General features: G+C 48.0%; 25 protein-coding genes. 5 read left to right on the plus strand and 20 right to left on the minus strand.

The genetic code is table 11. From position 1 onward, the window contains the following. Positions 1 to 34: 34 nt before the first annotated feature. From PDUR_RS21840 to PDUR_RS21855, 4 genes are all read right to left on the minus strand, one after another. Positions 35 to 1387 (minus strand): glycoside hydrolase family 172 protein, encoded by a 1353-nt coding sequence (locus PDUR_RS21840; protein WP_042208181.1) that lies wholly within the window; start codon positions 1385 to 1387, stop codon positions 35 to 37. A gap of 88 nt (positions 1388 to 1475) precedes the next feature. Beyond that, on the minus strand, positions 1476 to 2369 hold the full coding sequence (locus PDUR_RS21845) for a carbohydrate ABC transporter permease (RefSeq protein WP_218918422.1): 894 nt from the start codon (positions 2367 to 2369) through the stop codon (positions 1476 to 1478). Positions 2370 to 2381: 12 nt separating this feature from the next. Next, on the minus strand, positions 2382 to 3257 hold the full coding sequence (locus tag PDUR_RS21850) for a carbohydrate ABC transporter permease (protein WP_042208182.1): 876 nt from the start codon (positions 3255 to 3257) through the stop codon (positions 2382 to 2384). 180 nt (positions 3258 to 3437) lie between these two features. Further along, positions 3438 to 4742, minus strand: coding sequence for an ABC transporter substrate-binding protein (locus tag PDUR_RS21855; RefSeq protein ID WP_042208183.1), 1305 nt, complete (start codon positions 4740 to 4742; stop codon positions 3438 to 3440). A gap of 182 nt (positions 4743 to 4924) precedes the next feature. On the opposite strand from PDUR_RS21855, the gene PDUR_RS21860 reads away from it, so the two are divergent. Both PDUR_RS21860 and PDUR_RS21865 read left to right on the plus strand, forming a co-directional pair. Beyond that, positions 4925 to 5794 (plus strand): helix-turn-helix domain-containing protein, encoded by an 870-nt coding sequence (locus PDUR_RS21860; protein WP_025696562.1) that lies wholly within the window; start codon positions 4925 to 4927, stop codon positions 5792 to 5794. A gap of 214 nt (positions 5795 to 6008) precedes the next feature. Beyond that, positions 6009 to 6389 carry an SET domain-containing protein gene (locus PDUR_RS21865; RefSeq protein ID WP_042208184.1) on the plus strand — a complete coding sequence of 127 codons (381 nt, stop codon included), beginning with the start codon at positions 6009 to 6011 and terminating at the stop codon, positions 6387 to 6389. Positions 6390 to 6502: 113 nt separating this feature from the next. Here PDUR_RS21865 and PDUR_RS21870 read toward each other — a convergent pair whose 3' ends face one another. From PDUR_RS21870 to PDUR_RS21915, 10 genes are all read right to left on the minus strand, one after another. Then, positions 6503 to 8119 (minus strand): ABC transporter substrate-binding protein, encoded by a 1617-nt coding sequence (locus tag PDUR_RS21870; protein ID WP_042208185.1) that lies wholly within the window; start codon positions 8117 to 8119, stop codon positions 6503 to 6505. Between the two features lie 59 nt (positions 8120 to 8178). Next, complete coding sequence (locus tag PDUR_RS21875) at positions 8179 to 9060, minus strand: carbohydrate ABC transporter permease (protein WP_042208186.1); 882 nt, start codon at positions 9058 to 9060, stop codon at positions 8179 to 8181. A gap of 17 nt (positions 9061 to 9077) precedes the next feature. Next, positions 9078 to 9935 carry an ABC transporter permease gene (locus tag PDUR_RS21880; RefSeq protein ID WP_407944320.1) on the minus strand — a complete coding sequence of 286 codons (858 nt, stop codon included), beginning with the start codon at positions 9933 to 9935 and terminating at the stop codon, positions 9078 to 9080. A gap of 592 nt (positions 9936 to 10527) precedes the next feature. Beyond that, complete coding sequence (locus PDUR_RS21885; protein ID WP_042208188.1) at positions 10528 to 11457, minus strand: hypothetical protein; 930 nt, start codon at positions 11455 to 11457, stop codon at positions 10528 to 10530. Between the two features lie 17 nt (positions 11458 to 11474). Then, a complete protein-coding gene (locus PDUR_RS21890; protein ID WP_042208189.1) occupies positions 11475 to 12275 on the minus strand; it encodes an ABC transporter permease in 801 nt (266 codons plus the stop codon). Positions 12276 to 12286: 11 nt separating this feature from the next. Next, positions 12287 to 13129, minus strand: a complete 843-nt coding sequence (locus PDUR_RS21895) for an ABC transporter permease (RefSeq protein WP_042208190.1) — start codon at positions 13127 to 13129, stop codon at positions 12287 to 12289. Between the two features lies 1 nt (position 13130). After that, complete coding sequence (locus PDUR_RS21900) at positions 13131 to 14216, minus strand: ABC transporter ATP-binding protein (protein ID WP_042208191.1); 1086 nt, start codon at positions 14214 to 14216, stop codon at positions 13131 to 13133. A 66-nt stretch (positions 14217 to 14282) separates the two neighbouring features. Beyond that, on the minus strand, positions 14283 to 15422 hold the full coding sequence (locus PDUR_RS21905; RefSeq protein WP_042208192.1) for an ABC transporter substrate-binding protein: 1140 nt from the start codon (positions 15420 to 15422) through the stop codon (positions 14283 to 14285). 16 nt (positions 15423 to 15438) lie between these two features. After that, complete coding sequence (locus tag PDUR_RS21910; protein ID WP_169744932.1) at positions 15439 to 16458, minus strand: zinc-dependent alcohol dehydrogenase; 1020 nt, start codon at positions 16456 to 16458, stop codon at positions 15439 to 15441. A gap of 72 nt (positions 16459 to 16530) precedes the next feature. Further along, positions 16531 to 17670, minus strand: coding sequence for a mandelate racemase/muconate lactonizing enzyme family protein (locus PDUR_RS21915; RefSeq protein WP_042208194.1), 1140 nt, complete (start codon positions 17668 to 17670; stop codon positions 16531 to 16533). Between the two features lie 189 nt (positions 17671 to 17859). Here PDUR_RS21915 and PDUR_RS21920 point away from each other — a divergent pair, with 189 nt between their 5' ends. The 3 genes from PDUR_RS21920 to PDUR_RS21930 all read left to right on the plus strand — a co-directional run bounded on the left by PDUR_RS21920 (position 17860) and on the right by PDUR_RS21930 (position 20052). After that, complete coding sequence (locus PDUR_RS21920; protein WP_042208195.1) at positions 17860 to 18510, plus strand: GntR family transcriptional regulator; 651 nt, start codon at positions 17860 to 17862, stop codon at positions 18508 to 18510. A 21-nt stretch (positions 18511 to 18531) separates the two neighbouring features. Further along, positions 18532 to 19284 carry an HAD family hydrolase gene (locus PDUR_RS21925; protein ID WP_042208196.1) on the plus strand — a complete coding sequence of 251 codons (753 nt, stop codon included), beginning with the start codon at positions 18532 to 18534 and terminating at the stop codon, positions 19282 to 19284. Positions 19285 to 19515: 231 nt separating this feature from the next. Next, a complete protein-coding gene (locus tag PDUR_RS21930; RefSeq protein ID WP_042208197.1) occupies positions 19516 to 20052 on the plus strand; it encodes a CueP family metal-binding protein in 537 nt (178 codons plus the stop codon). Between the two features lie 99 nt (positions 20053 to 20151). Here the strand turns inward: PDUR_RS21930 and PDUR_RS21935 are convergent, their stop codons facing one another. The 6 genes from PDUR_RS21935 to PDUR_RS21970 all read right to left on the minus strand — a co-directional run bounded on the left by PDUR_RS21935 (position 20152) and on the right by PDUR_RS21970 (position 26946). Then, on the minus strand, positions 20152 to 20691 hold the full coding sequence (locus tag PDUR_RS21935) for a hypothetical protein (protein ID WP_042208198.1): 540 nt from the start codon (positions 20689 to 20691) through the stop codon (positions 20152 to 20154). Continuing rightward, complete coding sequence (locus PDUR_RS21940; RefSeq protein ID WP_042208199.1) at positions 20657 to 21127, minus strand: hypothetical protein; 471 nt, start codon at positions 21125 to 21127, stop codon at positions 20657 to 20659. The genes PDUR_RS21935 and PDUR_RS21940 overlap by 35 nt, the downstream gene beginning before the upstream one ends. A 427-nt stretch (positions 21128 to 21554) precedes the next feature. Continuing rightward, positions 21555 to 22295 (minus strand): hypothetical protein, encoded by a 741-nt coding sequence (locus PDUR_RS21950; protein WP_042208201.1) that lies wholly within the window; start codon positions 22293 to 22295, stop codon positions 21555 to 21557. A 303-nt stretch (positions 22296 to 22598) separates the two neighbouring features. After that, the gene (locus tag PDUR_RS30145; RefSeq protein ID WP_052410344.1) at positions 22599 to 23786 is read right to left on the minus strand and encodes a 3-keto-alpha-glucoside-1,2-lyase-like domain-containing protein; all 1188 of its coding nucleotides are present in this window, start codon (positions 23784 to 23786) and stop codon (positions 22599 to 22601) included. A gap of 395 nt (positions 23787 to 24181) precedes the next feature. Next, positions 24182 to 25213, minus strand: coding sequence for a Cfr family 23S rRNA (adenine(2503)-C(8))-methyltransferase (locus PDUR_RS21965; protein ID WP_042208203.1), 1032 nt, complete (start codon positions 25211 to 25213; stop codon positions 24182 to 24184). A gap of 236 nt (positions 25214 to 25449) precedes the next feature. Next, positions 25450 to 26946: an Lsa family ABC-F type ribosomal protection protein gene (locus tag PDUR_RS21970; RefSeq protein WP_042208204.1), complete on the minus strand. Its 1497-nt coding sequence runs from the start codon at positions 26944 to 26946 to the stop codon at positions 25450 to 25452. Between the last annotated feature and the right edge of the window lie 23 nt (positions 26947 to 26969).

The raw sequence follows: 26969 nt of genomic DNA on the forward strand, positions 1-26969 counted from the left end.
CTGGAGCCTGTAACGGCTCCGCCCAACTTCTCTTTTATTTGGTCAAGAACGAATCGCGCACGCTCTTACTTTGCAGGATATTGCCTTCGGAATGCCAGGACACCCGGTCGACTTTGCGCTGAACCTGCTCTTCGCGTCCTTTGGCATAGCCGTCCATTCGTTCTGTGGCCAGCCTGTAGGACTCCTCCATCTCTTCGTTCAGGATGGCCTTCTTAAGCTCGCCGGGGCTCGGGAATTGCGGCATCCGCTGAATTCGCTCTTCTACCGGCAGAATGCCGAACGGCTTGGACGGAAGCGTCTGATACCAATATGCGGTTGATGACCAGTCGTCGGACAGATGGTTGGCATGGCCGTGCTCGATCGTTACTTTAAGACTCTGCGAGAAATGAACCGGATCGGTGATATGGAACCGGTAGGATACCTGGTAGCCCGGAACATCGCTCTCATGCACAATGGAGCCGTGGAACGGGAACGCGTTCTTTTGCATCCCCCAGGCATGGTTGAAATAATCCTCTGCGCCCGTGCCAACGATACTCGGCAGCTTCTCTCCGTCGATGAAGATCATATCGTCCCCCTCGCCCCACCAGCTGCCCTGGAAATGGGTAACGGAGAGATTGCATCCGATATAGTGGCCTTTGCCCTCTGCCTCCAGAATGACATAGTTTCCTTCGCCGTCCAGATTGGCCACCCGGTTGACTTCCGGCGTGTTCACCTGAAGATCCGGCCCCCAGCCGTCGCATGGATTCTCACGCCGCCACTGCGCATGGAAATAAGCGGTATCTTCCCCAAGCGGCTGCTTGTACAGCTCATAATCAATGTGGAAGTACAAGCCGAACGGCACATCGTTCTCGTTAATAATCTCGATCTTGGCCCGTTTGTTGAAGGGCATCGGCAGATAGCAGTTGACTGAAGCCACGCCGCCGAATTTGAACTGCTCCTCCGGTTTCACCGACACGGTGAACGGAAGAGAAGCGAAATTGCCGGGCATCGAATGGCCGATACAGAAGAAGTCGCCGTACGGCACAAGCACGCTTGGATGAGATGCATCGTCCCAGGTCATTCGGATCAGCACCTTTCGGTACCAGGCCGGATCGGCCGACTCCCAGGTCACGCCGAGCGCGTTGTGAATTTCGTTGACAGGCGCGATATTGCCGCCCCACTCAGGATGCATTACGCTTGGCCCGTGTACCCGGCGGCAGAACGAGGTCATCCAGATATGACTGATGCTGCCCGGTCCTTCCATATCGCCAAGCACGACGGTGCCGCCGGCCGGAATCATCCAATAATCCTGATTTCGTCCGTCCTGATCCCAGCTCGATAAGCGCGCCGTGTGGACCTCCTTCACCTGGGTTAAATTCCCGAGCAAGTTCAACGATTGAGTATGCATGCGTAATTTCTCCTTTGCGCTAAATAATTTTTCTATAATAAAAGAGTTGTTGCCGCATGTTATCGGCAGGTACCCGTCAGGCTGCCGGTTAACCCTTTACAGCCCCGGCCGTCATGCCTTCGATAATGAATCTTTGAAAGACGGCGAAGAACACCAGCTGCGGAATAATAAGCAGCGTGCTTGCCGCAATGATGCCGCCGTAATCAATGTTAAAGCGGCCCTTGAACTGGGAAATGCCAAGCGAGATCGTAGTCATCGTTTCATTGCTGATTAAGGTTACCGCGAACGGGAACTCATTCCAGATATACAGCATGTTAAAAATGAACACTGTAGCGACCACCGGCATAATAATCGGGAATACGACCGACCTGCCCAGCGTAAAGAGACCGCATCCGTCGATGATGGCCGCTTCCTCCACCTCTCTCGGAAATCCGCGGAGAAAGCCGGTAAACAGCAGCGTATTGAAGGAAATCGAAGTCGCGATATAGGGAATGATCAGCGAAGCGTACGTATTGAGCAGCCCGAAGGACAAGGTCAGGCGGTATACCGGGAACAGCAGGATGAACGCCGGTATGGCTAATCCCGCCAGCAGCAGCGCGGTCAAGGACCGTCTCAATCGTTCCGAGCGGAACACCATACGCGTCAAGGCATAGGAGCTCATGAAGGTGATTAATACTTCAATCACGATGGTGATGACGGCAATAATGAACGTATTTTTATACAGCAGTCCCATATTCAGCGTCGTAAGCGCCCGCTCGTAATTGTCAAAGCTCAGCGTCTCGGGCAGGCTGAACGGATTATTCAGAATATCGCTGTTCGTTTTGAACGACAGCAGAATCATCCACAGGAAAGGAAACAACACCAGCAGGGTGATGATGTAAGCCAACACGGTCATGCCCGCATTGCCGCTAATGCGCCACCTTTTCACACGCTTTGCTTCCTTCACAGCGGAGCCTGTCGTGGCACGGGATATAGAATTCATCTGCCTCTCCCCCTATTCCTCAATACTCTTTCTGCTCAAGCTCATGTAGACCAGGGAAAAGATCAAGGTCAGCAGAAAGGTAACCGTGGCGATGGCCATACCGTAGCCGTACTCGCCCGAGGTAAAGGTTACATTGTACATGTAGGTAACCATGACCTCCGATAAATGATTGGGTCCTCCGTTCGTCAGCAGCAGTACGGTTTCAAAGATTTTGAATACGCCTGTAATGATCAGAATGACATTAATTTTGACCGTCTCGTTCATCATCGGAATGGTGATCCGGAACATCTGCTGGACCTTGCTGGCCCCATCCATGGAGCTGGATTCGTAGACATCCCTTGGAATCATCTTGAGTCCGGCCAGGAAAATGGTTGCCAGAAATCCGATCATCTGCCAAGTAAACACAATGCCGATAGAATAAGGAGTTAAGGTCTTGCCGCCAATCCAAGACTGAGCCAACTGCCCGAGTCCCAGCTTGGTCAGGATCACGTTGATCATCCCCATTTGCGGGTCGAGAATAAACACCCAGATTAGGCCCACCAGGATCGGAGCGACAATGCTGGGCGCAAAATTCAGCGCTTTCACAGCATTGCCTCCTTTAACCTTTACGTTGAGCAGCAGGGCGAGCAGGAAAGCTCCCGGCAGAAGCAGCAGCAGAGCGACAGCCAGAACAATCAGCGTATTCTTAAGCGATATCCAGAACAGAGAGTCACTCAAAAGCCTGCTGAAATTATCCAATCCGATAAATCTCGCCGCGCCGATTCCCGTATACTCGGTCAGACTATAATAGAAGGAGATAAGCACCGGCATGATGATGTAGCCTATATATACAATCATCGTGGGGATCAGCATGAAAAAAATGGTTCTTCGTTTACTGAGCCAAATCATCTCTTTCTCCCCCAAACCTGTAAAATGGCTTCGGATCGCATGGAGCTCGCCGCTGCAAGGAGTAAGAGGATCAACGCACCAAGAGCAAAGCTTCCAATCATGACATCAACCGCCTTTCCGAAGGTTTTGGATTGGCTGCTGCCGGGCACCTGAATGCCGGCAGCAGCCGATGCTTTCCTGTTACTTCGCCACTTTCTGGTCGATCAGATCCAGCGCCTGTTCCGGTTTGTAAATGCCGTTGATGACGCCGTAAATGCTGTCGTTAAGCTGGTTGGCTACCGCCTCGCTTACCACTAGATCAGGCTGCGCCTTTGCCCGTTCCCAGCCCGGCTCATTCAGCTTACTGATCACTTCCGCGTATACCGGATATTTCTCCTTGTCCACAGTTCCCGTATATTTCACGACCGGCGGCGCTTCGTTCTCGGCCATCACCGCCGCGCCTTCCTGGCTATAAAAGAAAGCGAAAAACTTCTGAACCGCGTCATACTTAGCAGGGTCATCTTTCACTTTAGCGCTTGCAACCAGCGGAGCCGCGGCGACAGCCATCGCAATCTTCTGATTGCCGACGCCGTCGGAGAAGGTTGGGCCCCAGGAGAAGCCGGCCGTCTTGGCAATCGGACTGCCTTCAATCTTCTTCGTCTCCCACACGCCTGCATCCAGCATCGCCGCTTTCCCCACCGTGAACATTTCGACCGCCTGAAAGTAGGACAGCGTCGAGACATTTTCCGGGAAAGCCCCGTTAACCCGAAGCTCGTCAATCTTGTTGAACAGCTTCAAAAAGTCGGGATTGTTGAACTTCTCTTTACCGCTCTCAATGTCGGCGATTTTGTCAAAGAATCCATAGCGGGTCAGCATGCCGAGGAAAGCCCATGTGCTGAACGTATCCTTCGAGCCTTTCGCAATGGTAACGACGTTGTTGGCTTTGAACACTTTTGCCGCCGCCAGCAGTTCCTCATACGTTTCCGGCACTTTGACCTTGTATTGATCGAACAACGCTTTGTTGTACCATAATCCGGTCACGAGCGCCTGATAAGGCAGCCCGAACTGCTTGCCCCCATCCTGGTAATCGCTTACCATTTGGGAATCAATGCCTGCCGTAACTTCAGGATTGCTCTTCAGGAAATCGGTCAAGTCGAGCAGCAATCCCGCCTGATTCATTTCCTTGGCCGGAGCCGGCAGCATCCAGAAAATATCCGGAAGGTTCCCCGACTGGGACATCATTTTCATTTTCTTGACATGCTCCTGCGTTTCCGCTCCCGTAAGATCGATCTTGATATCAGGGAATTTCTCCTGGAATTTTTGAATGATGCCATACATATAAGGCTCTTGTTCCTTGACGTTGGCTACGTGCATGGCGATTGATAAAGTAATCGGACCCGACCCTGATGAAGCGTTTTCATTTTTAGGGGCGTTATTGCTGCCGCAAGCTGCCAAACTGAGAATCAACAAACATGCCATCAGAATAATCGAAAATCTGTTCTTCATGGTTTGCATGTCCCCCTCTGTATCGTTATTTTTTCAAGATGGCAAATATTGCTTCTACCTTTGAAGTACATCTTTATCGTAACCCTATTTTTAGGCTGAGTATTTAGCATAGCTTATTTTTTATTTATCATTTATTGCTTTTGTGATACGCTTTCATAAAAGGGGAAAGGAGCTAGATTTTCATGATTCTGCACCAGATTTCGCCTTACATCCGTGTAGCGATGGATAATATTGTCGAAGGTTCTTGGGTTATAAAAGAGAGGCAATTATTCGATTATGAGCTGCTGTACATTATGGAGGGGAAGGTGATTGTGACGATCGAGGATGCGGTCTATGAAGGCGTTCGGGGCGACATTTTTCTGTTCCGTCCGAAGCAGCGCCATAAAATTAAGAAGGTCGGCAAACAGAGACTCCGCCAGCCCCATATCCATTTTGACTTCTTCTATACGGAGGACAGCGAGAAGGTGAAAGTGTCTTTCCGGCCGATTGAAGAAATCGAACCGGAGGAATTGGCTTATTTCCGCCCGGATATTATCGATGAAATGCCCGTTCCCTTATCGAGCCACCTCCGGCTGAAGAATCCCGTTTTTATTGAAAAAATGCTGCTGGACATCATCTACGAATACGAAACGAAAATGCCGTTCTACGAGTTCAAGGTCAAAGGCCTATTCATTCAGCTCTGGACTCAACTGCTTCGCGAAAATTATTGGAGTCTCAACTCCCATGTCGAAACCAATATGCATGCCCTGATGCACATTAAACAATATCTAATGCACAATACGAACCGCAAAGTAAGCCTGGATGAAATCGCAAGAATGTCCGGAATCAGCAAGCACTATCTCGTCCGCCTGTTTCAGCAGGCCTTCGGCATGAGCCCCATTCAATATCATCAGCTCATGCGCGCGCACGCGGCCAGGCATATGATCCAGTTCACCGCTGACCCGCTGACCATCATCGCCGAGAACATGGGGTTTTCCAGCATCCACGCATTCAGCCGCTTTTTCAAAACGGTCGAAGGCAAAAGCCCTTCTTATTACCGCCGGAAAGGGTAGTGCTGGCTTTGTTGCATAAACACATCTTCCGGTTAACTCGATACAACAGCGAATTGATTTGAGAGAACATTCCTATGTGGGTTATTCAGCCCTCATTTCCAGTTAATGACTCTTCTGCTTGCCGTACTGCCGATAGTAAGCTAGAATTATTCCTTAAACGTGATCAAATGGTCAATAGGATTCAATATACTAAAGAATGCGCAGGTGACAAATTATGATTGAGATAAAAATTTCCAAACTTAGCAATGGGGAGTTCAACAGAGGGTTATTTGCAACACGGGATATCGCAAAGGGTGAACTTATACATGAAGCACCGGTCATCCCTTACCCTAATGAGGATCATGAGTTCATAGAGAAAACAATACTTTCAGATTATGTATTTGAGTATGGCGCTAACCACACTGCAGTCCTCTTAGGATATGGCAGCTTGTTTAACCATTCATATACTCCTAACGCCACGTATGATATTAACTTTAAGAATCACACATTTGACTTCTATGCGCATACGGAGATAAATGCAGGGGATGAGATACTAATTAACTATAACGGTGATGTTGATTGCGATGATCCTCTATGGTTTACTGAGACGGATTGAAAATAGTTCATCAAAGCCGCCTCCTTGATCTGCACATTCAATAGTACGAGCTATAGAAAAAGGCCATGTTCGGCAGTATAACTGCATGGAACACGGCCTTTGCCGTCTATCGCTTATTTTTTAGTTGCTCTATCATAACCGTCCTGTTTGATCTTCAGCCATTCATCCAAGCCGAGGCGTTTCAGCTCTTTCTGATAATCGCCCCATTGCTCATTTACTTTGCCGTTCTGGTACCATTCGGTGCGCATTCTGAGGACATAGGCGAACAGGTCTGCTTCAATCGTCGTCAGGCGGTTAAGCTCTTCAATCGAGTTGAATACGCTTGGCATTACGTTATCCTCTTTCATATGCGGAGCCATGATGTTCTTGATGATATCCATTCTGCCTTTGGCATCATCCGGCACGGTCGTGTACTTGCCATAGTAGGAATTGAGAACAGCCAGCGGCCCGCCGATACTTGTTTTATCACGAAGTTCAACCGGAGCCGCACCTTCAAGCGGCAGATGCTTCAGCATGCCCTTGGCTTCATCAAATTCAAAGATATTCTGCTGCGTGGTGTCCCCGTAGGTTCCCCAGTTGTCCTGCACGGACTGAATCGGATCATACAGCTGATCGACCCATTTTGCAGTCGCTTCCAGGTTTTTATTCGCGCTCGTAACAACCATTTTACCGCGGCCAAGGCCAATACCGTTTGTTCTGGTTACGTTAATTTGACCACCCGGACCAGCGAGTGGCGGCACTACTTGATAACTATCGTTTGGTCCGGAGATATTGGCCTTATCCCAGGAGAAGTAAAGACCGTATTTCTGAGCCTTCCCTTTGGCAAGGTAAGTGCTCCAGTCTTGTGTATACGCTTCCACATCAATCAGGCCTTCTTTATAAAGCTCATTGATATAGGAAACCGCGCTTTTATAGCCTTCATCCGCCGGCGCAAAGATCACTTTGCCATCATTGCTTACGACCGCATGGTCAGGGTTCTCGCCTTCTCCGAAAGCAGCAAATAGGTAAGTCAGATCTTCCGCACCCGGCTTGTTAATAAAGGACAACGGAATTTCATCCGCCTGACCGTTGCCGTTCGGATCTTGTGTCTTGAACGCGGTCAGCACTTTCTTCAGTTCTTCCGTTGTTGTCGGCATTTTCAGTCCAAGCTTCTTGAGCCAATCCACATTAATCCAAGCCATGCTGTCTACAGCCTGAATTCGTTCTTTTCCTTCACCCAGCTCTTCAATCCACGGAAATCCATAAATGTTGCCGTCCGGCGCCGTAATCATGGCCTTGTATTCAGGGGCTTCTTCCAGCACTTTTTTTAAGTTCGGCATATACTTGTCGATCAGATCATTCAGCGGAATGAGGGTGCCGTTCTTAGCGAGCTTGAGCAGCTCATAATCGCTGTAGTCGGCATTGAAAATCGCATCGGGAAGAGAGCCGCTTGCGACTGCCAGGTTTCTTTTTTCAACAAACACGTCTTTAGTAAAGTTTTTCCAATTAATATGCACGTTCGTTTTTTCTTCGAGACGTTTATTGATCAGCTTCTCATTGGGATCGGCTGGTGCAAGCGGTGAGCTTTGCGTAATAAAATTCAGGGTTATTTTACCATTGGGATCTTGTTTTTCACTAGCCGCATTCCCTCCCCCTCCGCTGCTGCTGCAAGCAGTAAGGATCACGAGAGAAGCAAGTACAGAGACAGAAGCTGCTTTTGCTAAAACTTTTGATTTCTTTAATCTTTTCATAGCATATGACCTCCAAATTAGGATGAATGAAAATATTCCATCTATGTGCAGCCCGTTTCCTATTTAAGGGAACCGACCATGACACCCTTTTCAAAGTACTTTTGAAAGAACGGATACATAATAAGGAGAGGCAAACTGGACACAACAATCGCGGCATACTTGATGATTTCAGACAATTTTTTCATTTCCGCCATGGCGAGCTGATCACTGATCATGCTTGGGTCTACCTGATTCTGAATCAGGATGGAACGCAGAACGAGCTGCAGCGGATGAAGGTTTGGATTATCCAAATAGATCATGGCATCAAAGTAGGAGTTCCACTGGCCCACAAAGGCATAAAGAGCAAGCACGAAGATAATGGGTTTGGAGAGCGGCAATACAATGCGGAGGAATATCCTCGCCTCCGATGCCCCGTCCACATTGGCGGCTTCCCTCAGTTCATTCGGCACTCCTTTGAAGAAGGTTCTGGACAAAATAATGTTCCATACGTTGACTGCCCCCGGAATGATCACGGCCCAAACCGTATTAAGAAGACCCAGATTCTTGACCAGCAGGTAAGTTGGAACAAGTCCTCCTCCAAAGAACATCGTAATGATGAACAGTGTCATAAATATGCCTTTTCCTCTTAGCCTGTCATCCGACAGGGCATATCCTGCGCAAATAGACACCAGAACGGTAAGAATAGCAAATGCGGAGGCGTAAAATACAGCGTTTCCAAAACCCCGTATCATGGCCGGATTGGAAAGAATCTTTTGGTATCCTTGCAATGACCAGTCCGAGATTTTAAACGATAATCCTTGGCTGAGCAGTACCGACGGATCCATTAAGGATGCAATAACCACATAAATGAGCGGAAGTATCACCATCAGTACGGCCAGAATCAAAAAGGTGGAATTCAGTGCGAGAATAAAGCGGTCCAATCTGGAATGTTTGATGAACATGACCTGTAACTCCTTTCTTAGTAAAGACCTTCACCCTCATTCAGTTTCTTCACAATGAAGTTAACCGTGAGAAGCATGATGACGTTGATGACAGAGTTAAACAACCCTACTGCGGATGAGTATGCGTAGTCGCCTGACTGCAAACCAATTTTGTAAACGTAAGTCGGAATAATCTCAGCTGCCGGCAGGTTCGTTGTCGTTTGCAATAGATATGCCTTTTCAAATCCAATCGACATGATGCCGCCCGCAGCAAGGATAAAGACAATGGCCATAATCGGACGAATGGTTGGAAGATCAATATGACGTATTCTTTGAAGAAGATTAGCACCATCCAGATTTGCTGCATTATGTAGTTCCGGATCAACGTTGGCAAGAGCCGCCACATAGATAATTGAGGCCCAGCCCGCACCCGTCCAAATATCCGAAAGAATATAGATCCACCGGAAGTACTCCGGACGAGACATGAACATAATCGGTTCATCGGTAAACAAGTTAAACAGCTGGTTGATTGGTCCTGTTGGGGACAAGAAGATAAACAGCATCCCAACCACGACTACGACGGAAATAAAGTTAGGGGCGTACAGCAATAATTGGATGTTCTTTTTGACTCCAGCTCTACGCACCTGATTCAGCATCAAGGCCAGCAGGATGGGAACGGGGAAGCCCAAAATCAAACCAAAAAGACTTAATTTAAGCGTATTCATAAATATAACTGTAAAATTAGGGGAAGATAGGAATTTCTCAAAGTTATAAAAACCTACCCATTCACTTCCCATAATTCCTTTAATCGGGCTGAAATCTTTAAAGGCAATAATTGCACCATACATAGGTCCGTATTTAAAAATAAGGGTCAGGATCAGAGCCGGTGCGAGCATTAAATAAAGAAAGTAATGCTTCTTCAAATATTCAAACGTAGAGCTCTTTTGTTTTATCACCGTTTTTTTTCTGTAATCCACTTCTACTGAGTTCTGCATTGCCTTTACCTCCATTCTTGTACAATTTTATATTTCAATGCAGTAAGAGAACAAATTAAAGGGCTTTCATTAACACTTATTTCCTTCTGCATTTACAATTTATCAAAGACTTCAGCCTCCGTCAATACATTTTGTAAAAAATAAATTGTTCATTTGACAATTGAAATGTTTACAAAACAGCATGAATAATTTGGTTAAATCACAATAAATACTACTATTATATAGATTAATCTATTGATCCACCTTAAAACATCCAAAATTATCAGGGATAAACATATAATATTTTGCAAACTAAAGAAAATGCAAATGTAAACTAAATTGTGCATTTTTCCGACAATCATCGCCACGAATTAAATGGAGGATCTCCAGTTAAGAAGCGCGACAATAAAACCTGCCACTTTCGCACATGGGCTTAGCCGTCATACGGCATTTGCGCTTGCGGTTTGCGGCAGGTTTTTGCAGGCCTCGATTTATTATTCTGGATATTGTCATATTAATTGCTTAAATACGGACGGATCGCCGATTCCAACTCGTTTTCACTGTCCATCGACAAGCTTGCATTTCCAATCAATTTCCAACTTTCCGTATGCGATACTGTCTCCCGCGGCGCTACGGTCTTTAATTCCCCCAGTGTCTCCAATTCCAGAAAAAGATGATTCGTATAGCATTCAAACGAAACTCCATAATCGGGATAAACCGCATGAACGTTGTGCCGGTAGGTTTTGATAAATAATTGGCCCTTGTTGAAATAGGCGGCCCAGCCCTCATCATTATTGGTTCCGAATTTAAAAGGTTTCGCTGTTGCATCCTGCTGCAGCAGGATATAACGCTCCCCCCAATAGACACGATGGTCGTTCATTTGACTTTCGGGCCATAAAGCGAGCACACGATTTGGAAGTACGAGCGTCTCTCGTTTCGCCTGAGGAATAATCGCTTTACCACCCTCAGCCATGACCGACAAGGCCCAGGGAGCAAAGGTGACCGGCCAGGCCCCCGTATTGGTAATACGATGATGAATCGTAACTTCGCCGCTTTCGGGATTCATCTGCACCTCAATCTCTTTTTGCATATGGGTCCAGGTTTCCGCATCAGGGGTTAGCACAATGCCATTTCCGGCCGTTCGCCACCGCACGGGTCCATTATCCGGGTATGTCGTTCGGGGGACAGACTCCGGGCTCGTCCACAGCCGATGTCCTCCGTAAATATGCCATTCGCCTCCGCCGACAACCGAGAAATCCCCGCCTGTTTCTGTAAACTGCCGCTCGGTATCTTCAAAGAATACATTATCGCCGCCAGTAAAGCCAAAGCGGATAATTCTCGGTCCGAACTCTACCGTTGCGACGAGGCTTATCGTGCCGTTTGTAACTTCCACACATTTTCCATAGTTCCCATAAATAATGGGCCGCACGCATAGCTCTGCCATTTTGAACCCCTCGCAAGTTATTCCTCAGTAATAGCCTTCGAATTCCGCTGCGCAAACAGTCTGCTGCCCGCGATCGCGATCAGGCCTAACGAGAATAAGACGATCAACGTATAGACCGCATTAATCTGCGGCGAATAGCCGTGACGGATCATGGACCAGATGAGCATAGGCAGGGTATTGTCCGTTCCAATCAGAAAGAAGGATACAATAACTTCGTCGAACGAAATCGTCAGCCCGAGCAGCGCTCCGGCCAGCACCGCGCCTTTGATATTCGGGAGTGTAATGAGCAGAAAGGTCCGCATCGGCGAGGCGCCCAGATCCATAGATGCAAACTCCAGATTCCGATCAAATCGTTTCAAACGGTCCATAACCAGAAACATTACAACCGGCGTAATAAACGTGATATGCCCGATAATGACAGTCATCAGAGAAGCATCCACCTGCAGAAACTTGAACAGCAGATTGAGCGATGTCCCAATAATAATTCCCGGTAAAATGTACGGAAGAAGAATCAAAAATTGCAGGAATGATCCCCCGCGTATCCGGTACCGCTGAAACAAGTAGGCCGCCAGTGTACCAAATACAATGGCGCACAACGTGGCAGGCAGGCTAACCAATAAACTGTTTTTCGCGGCAACCCAGAGCTCCGTATTCGAGAACAACCCCCTGTACCATTCGAATGTCAGCTTCTTGATCGGGAGCACCTGGACTTTCGATTCATTGAAGGAGAACAGGATCGTCACCAGAATCGGAAGATACAAGAAGGTGTATACGATGAACGCAAATAGCAGCGCCCCCACATATTTCAAATACTTCATGAACAGCCTCCTTACTCCTCAAAGATAGCCTGTACGTTCCCGATTCTGCGCGCTGCCGCAATGACCGCCAATAGGAACAGCAGCATAATCATCGAAAGCGCAGCGCCGAGCGGCCAGTTATAACTGTTGCCGAATTGCGTTTGAATCATGTTTCCATACATAATTCCCGATGTGCCTCCGACCAGCGAAGGTGTCATGTAGTCTCCGAACGAGGTGATGAAGGCGAACATAAACCCCGTCACGACACCCGGCATACTGAGGGGAAAGACAACCGTCCAGAACGCCCTTGATCCGCCTGCTCCCAAATCTGCCGCAGCCTGCAGCAGATTGCCGGGAATTTTCTCGATGGCACTATAGATCGGGATAAAAGTGAACGGAATCGCGATGCACAGCATCGTGATGACGACCGCAGAGCTGTTGAACAATAGCGACGAGGAAGGCTGTTTTAAAATCCCCGTCATTACCAAGAGCGAGTTAATGAACCCGGATTCTCCCAAAATCGACCTCCAGGAATAGATCCGCACTAAATAACCCACCCACAAAGGAGCCAGCACCCCAAGAAACAGGATCGTCTTCAAGATTCCTCTCTGGTGATTGACGAACAATGCCAATGGATAGCTTATAAGCGCCGACAGCACCGCGACAATCAAAGCCAGCTTGATCGTTTTCCAAAGCAATGACAAGTATATCGGGTCTTGGAAAATTTTCGAGTAATTTTGAATACTAAAGCTGTGAATGATCTGGAAATTTTCAATACTCCAGAAGCTGAACAGCAGCATCGCAGAAACAGGCAGGACGATGAACAAGAGTACCCACATGGAAATCATAATCAGCATCAGGTTTTTCCCGTACATCTTAGCTCCTCCACTCTTTGACGATAACCGCATCCTCTGGACGGAAGAACAGATCCACGCTCTCTCCCTCAGAGAATTTCACGTTCCCGTCGTCCTTCTGCTGCTTCATCAGAATATGTGTTCCTCCCGCCTCTCTGAACGTCAGCTCTCTATCTGCGCCATAATAGGTTTCTTCCACGAAGACCGCGCTGAGACGGTTAACATACCGTTCATCGTCTTTGGAGATCCGGAGCTTCTCCGGACGAACCGAAATGTAAACATGCGGCTCTCCCGAGAGATTCGAAGCCTCATTTGTCATCGCTTGAAGCCCGGCGTCACTCACAAAGCGGGTTGGCCCTTCCATTCTTCCTTTAATCAGATTGGATTTTCCGATAAAACCGGCAACGAAGCTCGTTTGGGGCATTTCGTAAATCTCCTCTGGCGAACCCACTTGATGCAGCACGCCGTTCTTCATTACGGCAATACGGTCCGACAGGCTCAGCGCTTCCCCCTGATCATGCGTGATGTACACGAAAGTGATGTCCACTTCCCTTTGCAGATGCTTCAGCACCCGCTGCATTTCTTGCCTTAGATGAAAATCGAGCGCGGAAAGCGGCTCATCCAGCAGCAGAACTTCCGGTTTGGAAATGAGTGCCCGGGCTAACGCGACACGCTGCTTCTGTCCGCCGCTGAGCTGATTTGGAGAACGATCAAGAAATTGGTCCATGCTTACCATTTTCAAGCTTTCGATCACTCGGGAACGAATCTCATTCTTCGGCACCTTCCTGAGTTTCAGAGGATAGGCCACGTTGTCATAGACTGTCATATGGGGAAAAAGGGCATAGTTTTGAAACACGGTGTTCACATTCCGCTTGTAGGGAGGAATATGGTTAGCCGAGGTTCCGGATAGATACACCGCCCCCTCGGTCGCATGATCAAATCCCGCTATCATTTTCAGCGTTGTCGTTTTACCGCAACCGCTCGGTCCCACAATGGAAAAAAATTCCCCTCTTCTGATCGACAAGTTTAAATCTTTGATTGCCTCGTAATTGCCAAATCGTTTCGATACCTGGCGCAGCTCCACTACAGCCTGTTCTTGATTGATCATGAGGTCTCTCCTTTCCAAAGCAAGGCTGCGGCCGCTAAGCCGCACCCTTTCATGCAGATGATTCGGTTATTGAGCCGCTTTGACTTCATTCCACAGCTTCACGCGCTTTTCAAAGCTTTCCGGGAAAGCTACGTACACAAGATTGTTGAAATAATTCGGATCATCCATATGTGAAACCTTTTTCTCCTCGTCGGTCAGCTTGTTTGCCGAATCGGCATTCACCCCGCCATAGCTCGTCTTCTTGATCAACTGCGCCTGAACTTCCGACGAAATCAGATAATCGATATATATGTGGACCAGTTCGGGATCTTTGGCATCCTTGCCGATGACCGCATTGTCAATCCACACCAAAGCCCCTTCTTTCGGAATCACTTCCACGACATTCTTTCCTTCTTTTTGAAGATCTGTAATCATTGTCGGTCCCATAGAGAAGCCGATCCAGCCTTCGTCGCTTGCCATCAGATTTTTTCCGTCTTCAAAGCCGGCGTAATAGGTACGAACCAGCGGTTTCTGTTCGAGCAATTTGCTCTTCACTTGTTCCATCTGCTCGTCCGTCAGGTTATACGGATCTTCGAAGCCAAGAAGCATCGCTGTCATTGCCGTTTGATTAGCCGCATCGTCCAGGGTAACGATCTTTCCGCTGTACTTCGGATCCCACAATGCGTTCCAGGAGTCAATCGGTTCTTTGATTTTATCCGCGTTGACCATCATAGGCAGCGAACCCCAGGCAAACGGAACCGCATAGGTCTTTCCGTCCTTTACTACGTGCTTATCGTTGAGCGACTTCATATTTGCGATTAGCTGATTTGTATTCGTGAGCTTCGCCAAGTCAATCGGTTGAATCAAATTCATTTTGTGGTAACGGCTCACGGACCCGCCATCCATGAAAATCAGGTCGTACTTTACAGAACCGGACGCTGCTTTGGCGAACATTTCATCAACGCTGCCAGCATAAGTGACTTTAACGGTTACGCCGTATTTTTGCTCAAAAGGCTTCACCCATTCATCTTCCTGATATCCTTCCCAGGACAGCACATTAATCGTTTCACCTTTGAACTTCGCCAGATCCTCGCCGCCATTTGCAGGAGCCGCAGAGCTTGCCGTTCCGGCGCCTGAATTTGTGGAGCTTGCGTTGCCGCCGCATCCGCTGAGCCCAACCAGAATGACTACAGACATCAGAACAATCAGTACATGTTTCAGTTTCATGTTCTTCCTCCCTTAATTAATCTGCCCAAGAAATGATTGTCTTTAGACCGTTAAGGTTGCCGGCAAGCAGAATCTCTTTCGCCTCTTCCGGAGATACCACCCGTTCGACCAATGGATTCAACTCGATTTGATTACGTGCTACGCATTCGATCGCCCTGGACCAGACGGCAGGGGAATTGGTCCGACCGAAAATACGGATACCTTTAAAAATGATTTCTCTGTGCGGAAAATGATCGGTATGACTATCATTAAAACCGTACAAGATAATCCTTCCGCCTGTGCTGGCATATCGAACCGCATCTTTCACGGTATCCGACAAACCGACGGCGTCGATGACCAATTGAAAGCCGCCCCTGTCACGTATGCTCGGATGCTCTTTGAGCGCGGCGGCCTGCTCATCGAATGGGATCAGGTCGTCTGCTCCGAATCTTTGAAGTAATTCCGCGCGCTCCGGAAGCTTGTAAACGACGCAGATGCGTCCGGCTCCCATCATTTTGGCGATTTGCGTATAGTACAAGGCGGCGGGACCGTCTCCGTAAATGAGCACATGCTCCCCGGGCAGGAGGCCTGCATTATCCACAGCTCCAAAGGGACAAGCCATTGGTTCGAAAATCGCAGCCGAAACATCGCTCATTTCAATTGGAATTTTGTGTGCGCTTTTTGCCGGAACCCTGACATAATCGGCCCATCCGCCGTTTTCGTTGATCCCAAGCTCACAATAATTCGCGCAAAATTCCGGCTGTGAAGCTTTGCAGAAAAAACATTCGCCGCAAGGCACTCCCGGATCAATTACGACCCTGTCTCCCTCTTTCAATTCTTTGACATTACTGCCCGTCTCAATTACTTTCCCGGTTATTTCATGGCCTAATATATAAGGCGGGGAATAGGGGAACTTGCCCTTTATGATTTCAACATCCGTGGCGCAGACACCGGTATAGCTTACACGAACCAGTACCTCGGTGGGACGAATCTCGGGAATCGGGACCTCTCTTAGAGCCAGAATCCCGTCCCCTTCCCACATAAGTGCTCTCATCATGCCCGCCATTATATCTCCTCCATTGGCATTCTGGCTTTCAATTGACGCTTTTACGGAAATAAGCCCCTGGTTCTATCGGTCACAGCGGTATTTCTCCAGCGCCTCTTCATTCAACTCAACGCCCAAACCGGGCTTGTCGGTAATTTCGGCATACCCGTCCTTGACGGTAACGTCGCTGAGCAGCATTTCCTGACGGATTGGCGTCTCGGCTACACAGTATTCCAGCAAAGCGCCGTTCGGTATGGCCGTGACCAAATGCAGGGAGGCGGCCACTACGATTCCGCTGCTCCAGGCATGGGGCACACAGGTAATATGATGCGCATGAGCAAGCTGGGCAATTCGCTTGGCTTCGCTGAGCCCTCCGCAGCGGGTCACATCCGGCTGGACAATATCGACTCCGCCTTGCTCGATCAGTTCTTTGAAGCCATAGCGCGTCGTTTCATTTTCTCCTCCCGCGATGCGGATAGAGGTTGATTCCGCCAATTTGCGGTAACCTTCGTAATCGTCGGCGAAGAGCGGTTCTTCGATCCAGTAAGGAGCGAAAGGCTCAAGCTCTTTGACGAGCGCCATACGTGAGGCGGCGTCGATCGGGTGGTCGTCGGAGGGAATAAAGCCGAGGTCGAACAGCAAATCAATGTTCGGGCCCGCCGCTTCGCGGGACGCTTTTACCAATTCCACAATCTCCCGGTTCCCCTGCTCGAATCCGCCCCAGCCCAGTTTGATCGCCGTATAGCCTTGCTCGACCCACTTCTTCGTTTCGTCATAGGCCTCCTGCGGGGTATAGGGCATCAGCGTGCTTGCATACGCCCGGACCTTGCCGCGCTGCGCGCCGCCAAGCAGCTTGTACACCGGCAGATTGAGCGCCTTGCCCATAATATCCCACAGGGCGATATCAATCCCGCTGATGGCATGGATGACAACTCCCCTTCTACCATAGAAGGTACTTCCCACATACAGCTTCTCCCAGATGCGTTCAATCTCGAATGGATTCTCTCCGATGAGCATTTCTCCGAGTCCTCGGCAAATGCGGTGGGAGGAAGGAGTATCAATAATTGATTTGACTACCCACGGAGCCGAATCCACCTCGCCAATCCCGGTAATTCCTTCATCCGTATGCACCTTAATAATGATTCCATCTTGGGCGCTGTCATTGATTAATTCAATCGTGCTGCTTTGTCTTACTGGGATTGCTTCGACTCTTGTGATTTTCACGTCATATCTCCTCCTGCTGAATGTGATGTTTCATGACAATAATATAGAGTGTCATTTGTAGATTGTCAACAATCTATTTTGGTGTATAATATGCTTATCACTGCTCACAGGGTAATTAATCTCGTTGACAGTATTTTATTGAAGCAAGTACATTGTTTATTGTAAACAATAATCAGATCGGAGATTCTTATGACAAATCCCAATGATTTGGAAAGCTTTCAGTTTAAAAAAAATGATACCGTTTCTTTGCGTCAATTTGTTTACCAGGAAATTCGCGAAGCCATAATCAAGGGGCATCTCGAACCGGGGGCCCGATTGCGCGAGGTGGAGATCTCCAAGCAGATGAACGTCAGCCGCGGTCCGATTCGCGAGGCAATCCGAATTTTGGAACAAGAAGGCTTGGTCATTTCCCATCCTTACCGGGAGACGGTCGTTGTTGACCTTTCCGAAGAGGAAGTTATTCATTTGCTCGTGCCTACCCGGCGCAATTTCGAATTGTTTGCGGCACAGAAGGCTGCCAGCGTGCTGACAGCCGACGATTTTGCCTTTTTGGACAACATTATTCTGAATATGCAGGAAGCGAGCGACCAGGATGATCTGGACCGTCTCTCGAATCTGGATCTGAAATTTCACGAACGGATTGTAGAACAATGTGTTTCACCTGCCATGTTCCGCATTTGGAACAGCATCTCCGGCAAGCTCCACGCACGTTTTCTCATTCAGGGCTACAGCCATTCCTCCTTGCAGACCGTAGTGGAAGAACACCGCGAGATGCTTCAACTGATTCGCAGTGGAGATAAAGAACGCATCGAACAGCATTTGCAGACACACATCAAGTAGCATAAGGAGGCATGAGTTTAGATGCAGGATGGCAAAAAAATATGGGTTGGTTCCGAAATCTTACATGTTCGGGCGGTAGCTTTCGATAAAGACGGCACCTTGTTCGATTCCGTGAAATTCTGGTCCTATATTGATGAATTGAGAAAGAGCGAATTTACACGTCTTGCAGGTCCCGAACACGGTGATGAGTGGAGCGCCATGATGGGGTTTACGCAACCGGATCACGTTGACTACACCGGGGTGCTGGCGGTAGCCACGACGCTGGAGGAAATCATTCTGACTGCGGGGCTCCTTTATCGTCTGAAGGGATGGTCCTGGTTCGAATGCAAGCAAAGAGCGCAGCAAATTTTCGCGAACGCCGACCGGCAGCTTCAATTGGAGCATGCTTTCCACTCTACTGATAACGTGCCTGATATATTTCATAATTTGCATTCCCAAGGGATATCCGTCGGGATCATGACATCGGATGCTTACGAACGCACATCACGGCTCATGCAGATGCTGAAAGTCGATCATTTGCTTGATTTTGTCATAACCCCCGAGCAAGTAAGCAAAGGAAAACCGGACCCGGAAATGGTGCAAAAAGCTTGCGCGATGCTGAAGATTTCACCCGGGGAGCTGGCCATTGTCGGTGATTCCGTGGCGGACGTCCAAATGGCGAAAGCTGCCGGCAGCGTCGGAATCGGCCTCATTACGTACGAAGGATCGGAAAAGGATTTGTCTCCGTATACAGATTTTTTAATCCATTCTCTATCGGAGATCCAAGTAAAATGAAAAATAAGCGCCTGAACCTGTATAAAGGTAGAGGGCGCTTATTTTTTATTGATCAATGCTCGGCTGGTGCCAGCAAGGAGCCTTGCGCAAGCAAGTCAAAGGCTGCTTGATGATCGGACTTTATTGTGCCAAACGATATTGCAAATCAGTGCCAATCTAAATTACAATTCACAGGCGGGTGTGATTATATGACCTTAAAGAAGAGTTCAACCGAGAAAAGGAGTTTAAAGAATGAGAAAGAAGATTTTTATAGCTGCGGCTTTGATTGCTGTCGCATTGGGAGCATACATCATCGCAGGCGGGGATAAAACAAAGGAGACCGCAAAACAGACGGCCCCGAACATCAAACAATTGGTGAATGATTACAGTTCGAGAAAACTTGACGCGAAATCTGCATCGATTACATCGCATGAACTTACCGTGACTGCAGACAACAATGACAAATCGACCTACAACCTGCCCCAGAACGAATTTTTCGTTTCTATTGCTCCATATGTCAATAAGACGCATCCCTGTGCCACTCATAGCTTGACGGGCTGCCAGGGCGAAATGACGAATGAGAAATTCAACGTGACCATAACGGATCGGGACGGCAAGGTCGTAATTGAAGATGCACTCCAATCTTTCGACAATGGATTTATCGATTTTTGGCTCCCGCGCGACCAAACCTTCCACGTCAAAATTGAGCATGGCGGCAAAAGCAGCGAATCTGACATCTCTACTTTTGACAGCGACAATACCTGTATTTCCACCATGCAGTTGACTTAGTCCCAGTGATCAGGCAAAAAAACGCCGGTTACAGGAAGTAACCGGACGCTAACTTTGTACATTATGGGGCTGTCAACACTCGAATCGTGATACCGGACTTTATTGTACCTTAAAATCGTCGACGTTCAGATGGCCCCAACCGCCGGTAGCGGTATCGACCACCTTGATATAGACGACTTCGCCCAGATAGCCGGAAGCGTCCAGTGTCATTCTGCGGTAGGTCTCGTCATCTTCAAAACCGACGTTCGTCGTTTTCAGCAGCACCTGATCATCCGACGCTCTTACCAGGGCGACATACAGGTTCTCATAGTCGTTTCCGCCGCCCATCAGGAAGCTGATCTCCCCGCTTCCGGACACCTTGAAATTGCCCGATTTCAGGATGCCGGTCGCGGCGTCGCCGCCCGCTTCCTCGTTATATCCCCAAAGATGATATGTGCCGCTGTGGTTGAACGGAAGGACGCCAAAGAATTTTTTCTCCTGCGAGACATGCTTGTCGCTGAACGCATTGCCGCTCACAACCGTCCATCCGGTCAGGTCGCCCGTTTCAAAATCCGGATTAATCAAATCCGTGGCGGTCGTGTCAACTGGCTTCGGAGGAGCAGGCTTAAAATCCGTTTTTATACCGGGTAGCGATATCATTGCCCCCTCCGATCATCAGGTTGATTTCACCCGAACCGCCCAGCTTGAAATAGCTGGAATGGAGCTCGCCTGTCAAAGCGTCATAAGGAGGAACCGCCGCTCCCCATAAATGGCTGTTTCCCTGCTGTCCAAAAGGTCCGCCCCAATATCCCGTCGCTTCCGAGACATGCGCGTCCGTGCAAGCGTCTCCTCTTACAACTTTCCAGCCCGTTAAATCGCCTGTCTCAAAATCATGGTTCTCGATCTCGGCAGCTTCCGTGACAATATACTTTGTCTGGAGCACGCCCTGGAATTGGACCGAAGCATCCGAAGCGTGCAGGCCGAGCAGGCCTGCTGATCGCACTTTTGAAGCGCTAGCCGTGGCCGCATACGGAGCGGCATCCAGGATCCGGCTATGCAGACGTAGCGCGCCGGCCACGGGCCGGACGGACGGCAACTACGACATCAATCGCTTTATTTTCTCTTCACAACTACAAAAAAGACGGATACCGGGTTAATACCTGGTCCGTCTTTGAAATATAATTTATTCAATTAGAATTACTTATTTTTCTTTTGAAAAAGAAAAACGTAAATGACAGAAAATAGTAATGTAACTATAAATATAGTGTAGAGTAACCGTTCAGTTTGTAACTCATAAATGGGATTGAAGCCATTAATATCTTGGCTCTTATTGGTCAGTCTCCAAAGTGGAGCATATATTACATCTTGAACGGTAAGATTATTCTCCGGGCCCCATACTTTTTTAACCGGAACAAATAAGACACCGAGTATAAAAACTAATACACCATATATGATAAGCAAGATATTCCTCTGGTTACCCATCACAATCCTCCCTCCATCCAAATTGGTTCTTCTAATGTAATTTATACATTAGGAGCACCCGTTGAAGGAGTTGGGGTTGTGGCATTGAGGTCATGTGTAGTGTTGGTACGGGACCAATACTCATTCGATTTTGTAATAAGTTTTTTGTTTGTTCCAGTCACGGGGCCTTCAATTACTTGTACGATTCCACCAGTCGAATCAATATAATAATAAATACCTTCCCATTCTTCAAGGTTATATTTAATATAAGGTCTCATCCCCCAAACTGTCCAAGCCGGAACATTAGCTCCTTGTGTAATAGTCGTAGTTTGTTCGACATTAAAGGCTGCCGAGAAACCCAATTTGCTCTGTATAAGATTTGATCCCGTAAATCCCAATGTGGCCGATGTTTTTAAAGTTTTAGTATAAGTGGCAGTGATAGGTACGCTTGACCGATAATTATCTTCTGTAATCCATGACATTGAATAAGTAACTCGGTCTTGAGAAAAAGTAACATGCGGGTCTGTTGACCAACCCTGACCAACAATATAAGAAGGAGAGATTTCACCAAAAGAAGGAGCTACTTCTTTTTGATTATTGTTCGTGCTTTTGCCCGATTGTGCAGCTTTATAGTTATTAACAATAGAATCAATTTCTTTAATGCTTCCAGAATATTTCTCAGGACTCGAATTAAAGAAATTTAATAGGGATTTCTTAAACTGCTCTTCGTTAATAATACTACCCGTTTCTTTGTCCACTCCCTTTACATCAATTTTGGCAACCTTTTTTTCATGAATTTTCATCGCTCCTCAAATTTTATATGACAGCTGGGCCCAGCGTATCAACAAATGGAAATATTATTCCCATTATCGCTACAAGATTCCAAAGCAGCCTAAGTTATACCTTCATACAATCGAACCTATTAACAACTTTTTTGAAAAATAAAAATATAAAATGTAAATTATGTAAAAATCCATTTGATTTCATCATAGCAAATTTTTCCATAAAGTACAACAAGTATTTACGACGGCTAATTTGCTAGTAGATAAGGAGACATCATCCGAACTCTCACGAAAAGAACCTCTAATCTTCAGATGAAGGTTACCCTAGTAAATCGCCCATGTTCCCGAAACGGGTGTCCAGCCGGAAATATTGGTCACAAAATTTGAAGTGTTGGTAAATTTTACGTTCCGGAAGACCGCCGACGAGTTCCAGGACGACAGGCCGAAGTAGCCGCTTTCGAAAGACGAATCCTGCTGGTCGATAACCAGCTTATCATCCACATAAATTTTCACCCGTTCGTCAATCGTCTCGACTTTCACATGATACGTCGTGGAAGCACGGAGATCGGCGGGTTTAGAGACAATTTCCGTAATTGAATCGTTTCCAATTTTTCCGAGCGTAACTTTATCAGTTTCCGTATTCAGCATGGCAACATAGCCGCTCTTCATTTCCGGGTCTGCCCGGAATACCAGTCCTCCTGCGCCGATCAGCGTGTTGTTCTCAATAGGCATCACGTCGGCTTCGTACACAAACGACTGCCCGCGCTGCGTCGATACGGCAAAGGAGTAGCCCCCGGCTTTCCCGGTTCCCTGAATGCCTCCGTCGGGGCCGAATTCGCTCTCGTAGGTCCACTCTTTCAAGTTGGGCGAAGTATAGAACATGATTCTGTCTTTGGATGCGAGAGTCATCACCCACTGGTTCGATTCTTCATGCCAGAATACGTTCGGATCGCGCCAGTCGGGAACGGGCGGATTCGGCATGACAGGGTTGCCTTCATATTTTGTCCATGTCCGGCCTCTGTCCGTGCTGTAGGCGAGACTTTGAACCTGCCTTGGTCCATTGGCGTGAGTGAAGATGGCCACCATGGCATTTTTGCCGAACCCGGCTGTATTGTTATAATCGATGACCGCACTTCCCGAGAAAATGACACCGTTTTCATCTGGCACCAGGGCAAATGGCAGCTGCTCCCAATGAATGAGGTCCTTGCTGACGGCGTGTCCCCAATGCATGGGGCCTTGAGTCTTCTCGTAAGGGTCGTATTGGAAAAACTGATGATACTCCCCCTCAAAATAAATCATTCCGTTCGGGTCATTCATCCAGTTCGCTTGAGGTGAGAAGTGAAACTGATTTCGGTGAACCTCGTTGTAATAGTCTGAGCCGGCGGTCTGCCCGGAAGCGTTAGCGGTCAAGCCGGCCGGAAATGCCAAGGCGAGCGCCAGTGTTAAAGTGGCTAGCGTTTTTCCCTTTTTACTCAAAATGGAACCAACACCTTTCGCTGCAAATGTGGACATCTACTTTGACACGTTATCATCCTATTCACTGCCGAAATCTTTCATTCGTTGTTTGTTTTAAAAAAGATTAGAAGCGATTTCAATATATTATTTTGTATGAAGCGCTCACCTTTAAATAACACACTAATATTCGAACATTTCGTAAAATCTATAATCAAGTCAGACACATTATTAAGTGAAGAGCAATATAAAAAAGTCCTGAAAATCAAGGAATTCTTGATTATCAGGACTGACTTTGTTGTGCCAAAACGATATTCCCAATCGATGCCAAACGAATTTCCGAATAGTGCGCCTACGCCGCAAATCATAACAGCTGCCCTCTTCATGGAAGCCGTTTCTCTTTTCAGTCGCAGACCCGCTGCGTCCGGCGTAATAAATTTAATTTCCAACATCGATTATTCGGAGCGGTATAGCTGGCCGCATGCCGCGTTAATGTCCGATCCGAATTGAGTTCGGACCGTGACGCTTATACCTTTTGAATTCAAGATCCGAACAAACGCTTTAATCTGATTAGGATCAGATTGCCGATAGCTGTCTGGCGTAACTTCGGTCGAATTGAATGGAATCAGGTTAACGTGGTAGAGATGTTCTCCAGGTCCCCTTCCCCTTAACAACTCGGCAACTGCTTCCGCATGCTCCGTCGAGTCGTTGACTCCTCGAAGAAGAATGTACGCAATATACACCTTTCTCCCTGTATGCCGGATATGACGATCCAATGCCTTCAGCACGTCGCGGACTGGGAATCGGTCGTTAATCGGCATCAGCTCGCTTCGCTGATCGTCGAACGGCGAATGCAGCGAGAAGGTTAGATTGACCTGCGGAAACTCCCGTGTCAGCTTGTCGATCCCCGGCAACAGGCCGATAGTGGAAATCGTAATTCGTCGATGCCCTAAACCAAAGAGATGCGGGTCGGTCAAAATCGTCATTGCATCAAAAATATGCGGGTTGGCGAGAGCCTCCCCCATGCCCATGAATGAGACGCTGTCCAACGCGTGGCCGTTCAAGCGAAAGTGCAGCAATTGGTCGGTAATTTCATCGGCGGTCAGATTTCGTTTCAGGCCGATGGTACCCGTGGCGCAAAACCTGCACCCGAATCCGCAGCCGCACTGCGTGGAAATACAATACGATTTCCACCCCCGCTCATAAGTAAGTCGTACAGCCTCCACGCGTTCATCGCCCGCAATGGCAAACAGCACCTTGCTGATCTGTTTCGACGTGAGTTCCTTTACCGGAACGATGCTGCAGACGTTCGGACCAAGCATCCGGGTCAACTCGTCGCGTAAAAATTTGGGCAGTATGGTCATCCGTTCGTATTCGCAGACGTTTTGTTTGAAAATCGCGTCCATAATCTGAGCATACCTATACTCGGGCTGCTTGAAGTCGGACAACATTCGCCGAATCGTTTCATATTTTGAGATTAGTCTCATGTCTTCTCCTTACCGCCGGAGAAAACGTACAAAAGTAACCGTCAGTTGGCGCTTTGACACGTCATTAACAAACTATACAGAAAAAGCGCATACGTTTGCAGACGGATCGCTACGTGCACCTGTCGATAGATTGGTAAACCTCCGGCAACCGATTTGTTTTTTTGTGAACCGCTTCAACTAACAGGAACCGGTTCACACAATCATCTGCGACCTCAATCTTCATCGCTTTCATCCTCCTAGAAATGGTTTATCTCTTTCAGTTCCACAATCTTTGTTGCGATATGCTTGCAAAACTCGCTGTCATGCTCCACAAAAAGGATGGTCGGAGAATGCTCCAGCAGCAGTTCTTCGATTTGCATCCGGGAAATGACATCGACAAAATTGAGCGGTTCGTCCCAAACATGCAAATGAACCCGCTCGCAGAGGCTTTTCGCGATCAGCACCTTCTTCTTCTGACCACCGCTAAAAGAAGCGATGTTCTTTTCGAATTGCAAGCGCGAAAAATCGAGTTTCCTCAAAATTGATTTGAACAGGCTTTCGTCAATTCCGCTGTTTTTGGCGAATTCCGACAAATTGCCCCGCAAGTGCGAGGTGTCTTGCGAAACGTAGGAAATTTTCAACTGGCTCCCTATTCGAAGCGCTCCGGAATAAGGAATTTCCTCGCCGCAAATCAGTTTGAGCAAGCTGGATTTGCCTGAGCCGTTCGGACCAGAGAGCGCAATGCGGTCCCCTTGCTCCACAGTAAAGCTGACGTCGCGGCAAACTTTCTTCTCGCCATAATGAATCGAAACGCGGTCAAGCTCGACTAATTGCTGTTTGTGATACGCCAGCTGAGATATTTTCAGGCTTTCCGAACTTTCGACGTTGTTAAGGAGCTGGGATCTTTCCTCGATTGCGGATTGTTGTCTTTGTTCGATCGATTTGGACCTCTTCATCATTTTGGCGGCCTTGTGACCGATGTACCCTTTATCGACCTTGGAGCCGGAGTTGCGGGTGCCGTTTTTTGTTTTTTCCACTTCGTGCGACCAGTTGCTCGTCCGCTTGGCCGCTTCGGACAGCCGCTTGATGTCCTTCCTCAGCTTTTCGTTCTCGGCCATCTCCATGTTGTCCTGTTGTTGTTTGTTCTCCCACCAGTCGGAAAAACTTCCCTTCTGGATTTCGATATTGGTCTTGTTGATCGAAAGAATGTGGTCCACGCAGTTGTCGAGAAACGAGCGGTCGTGCGACACCAAAATAAACCCGCTCTTGTGGTTCAAATAATCGCTGACCAGCTTCCGAGCATGCAGGTCCAGATGGTTGGTTGGCTCGTCAATGAGCAAAAAACGGTTTTCCTTCAAAAACAGGGCCGCCAGCAGCACCTTCGTTTGTTCTCCGCTCGACAACGATTCGAACGGTTGGTATAACACGTCCTCTGACACCTTCAGCAGCGAAAGCTCGCGAAGAAGCCGCCAGTGCTCGAAGTCCGGATAGATGTCGGCGACGACGTCAACGGTATTGTTCTCTTTGTGTTGAACGTGGAATGGGAAGTACTCGAAGCTGACGCCCGCCGAAATCGTTCCGCTGTATTCGTACTTACCGAGCAGCAAATTGAGAAACGTGGTCTTGCCCCGGCCGTTTCTCCCCGTAAAGCCCAATTTCCAGTTGGTATCAATTTGAAAGCTTACATTCTCAAAGATGTTGTCATAACTGCCGTCATAAGCAAACGTCAGGTTCGTTACCTTGATCAATGACATGTTTAGGAACCTCCTTTGTCAAA

The sequence above is a fragment of the Paenibacillus durus genome, from assembly GCF_000756615.1.
Lineage (GTDB): Bacteria > Bacillota > Bacilli > Paenibacillales > Paenibacillaceae > Paenibacillus_AQ > Paenibacillus_AQ durus.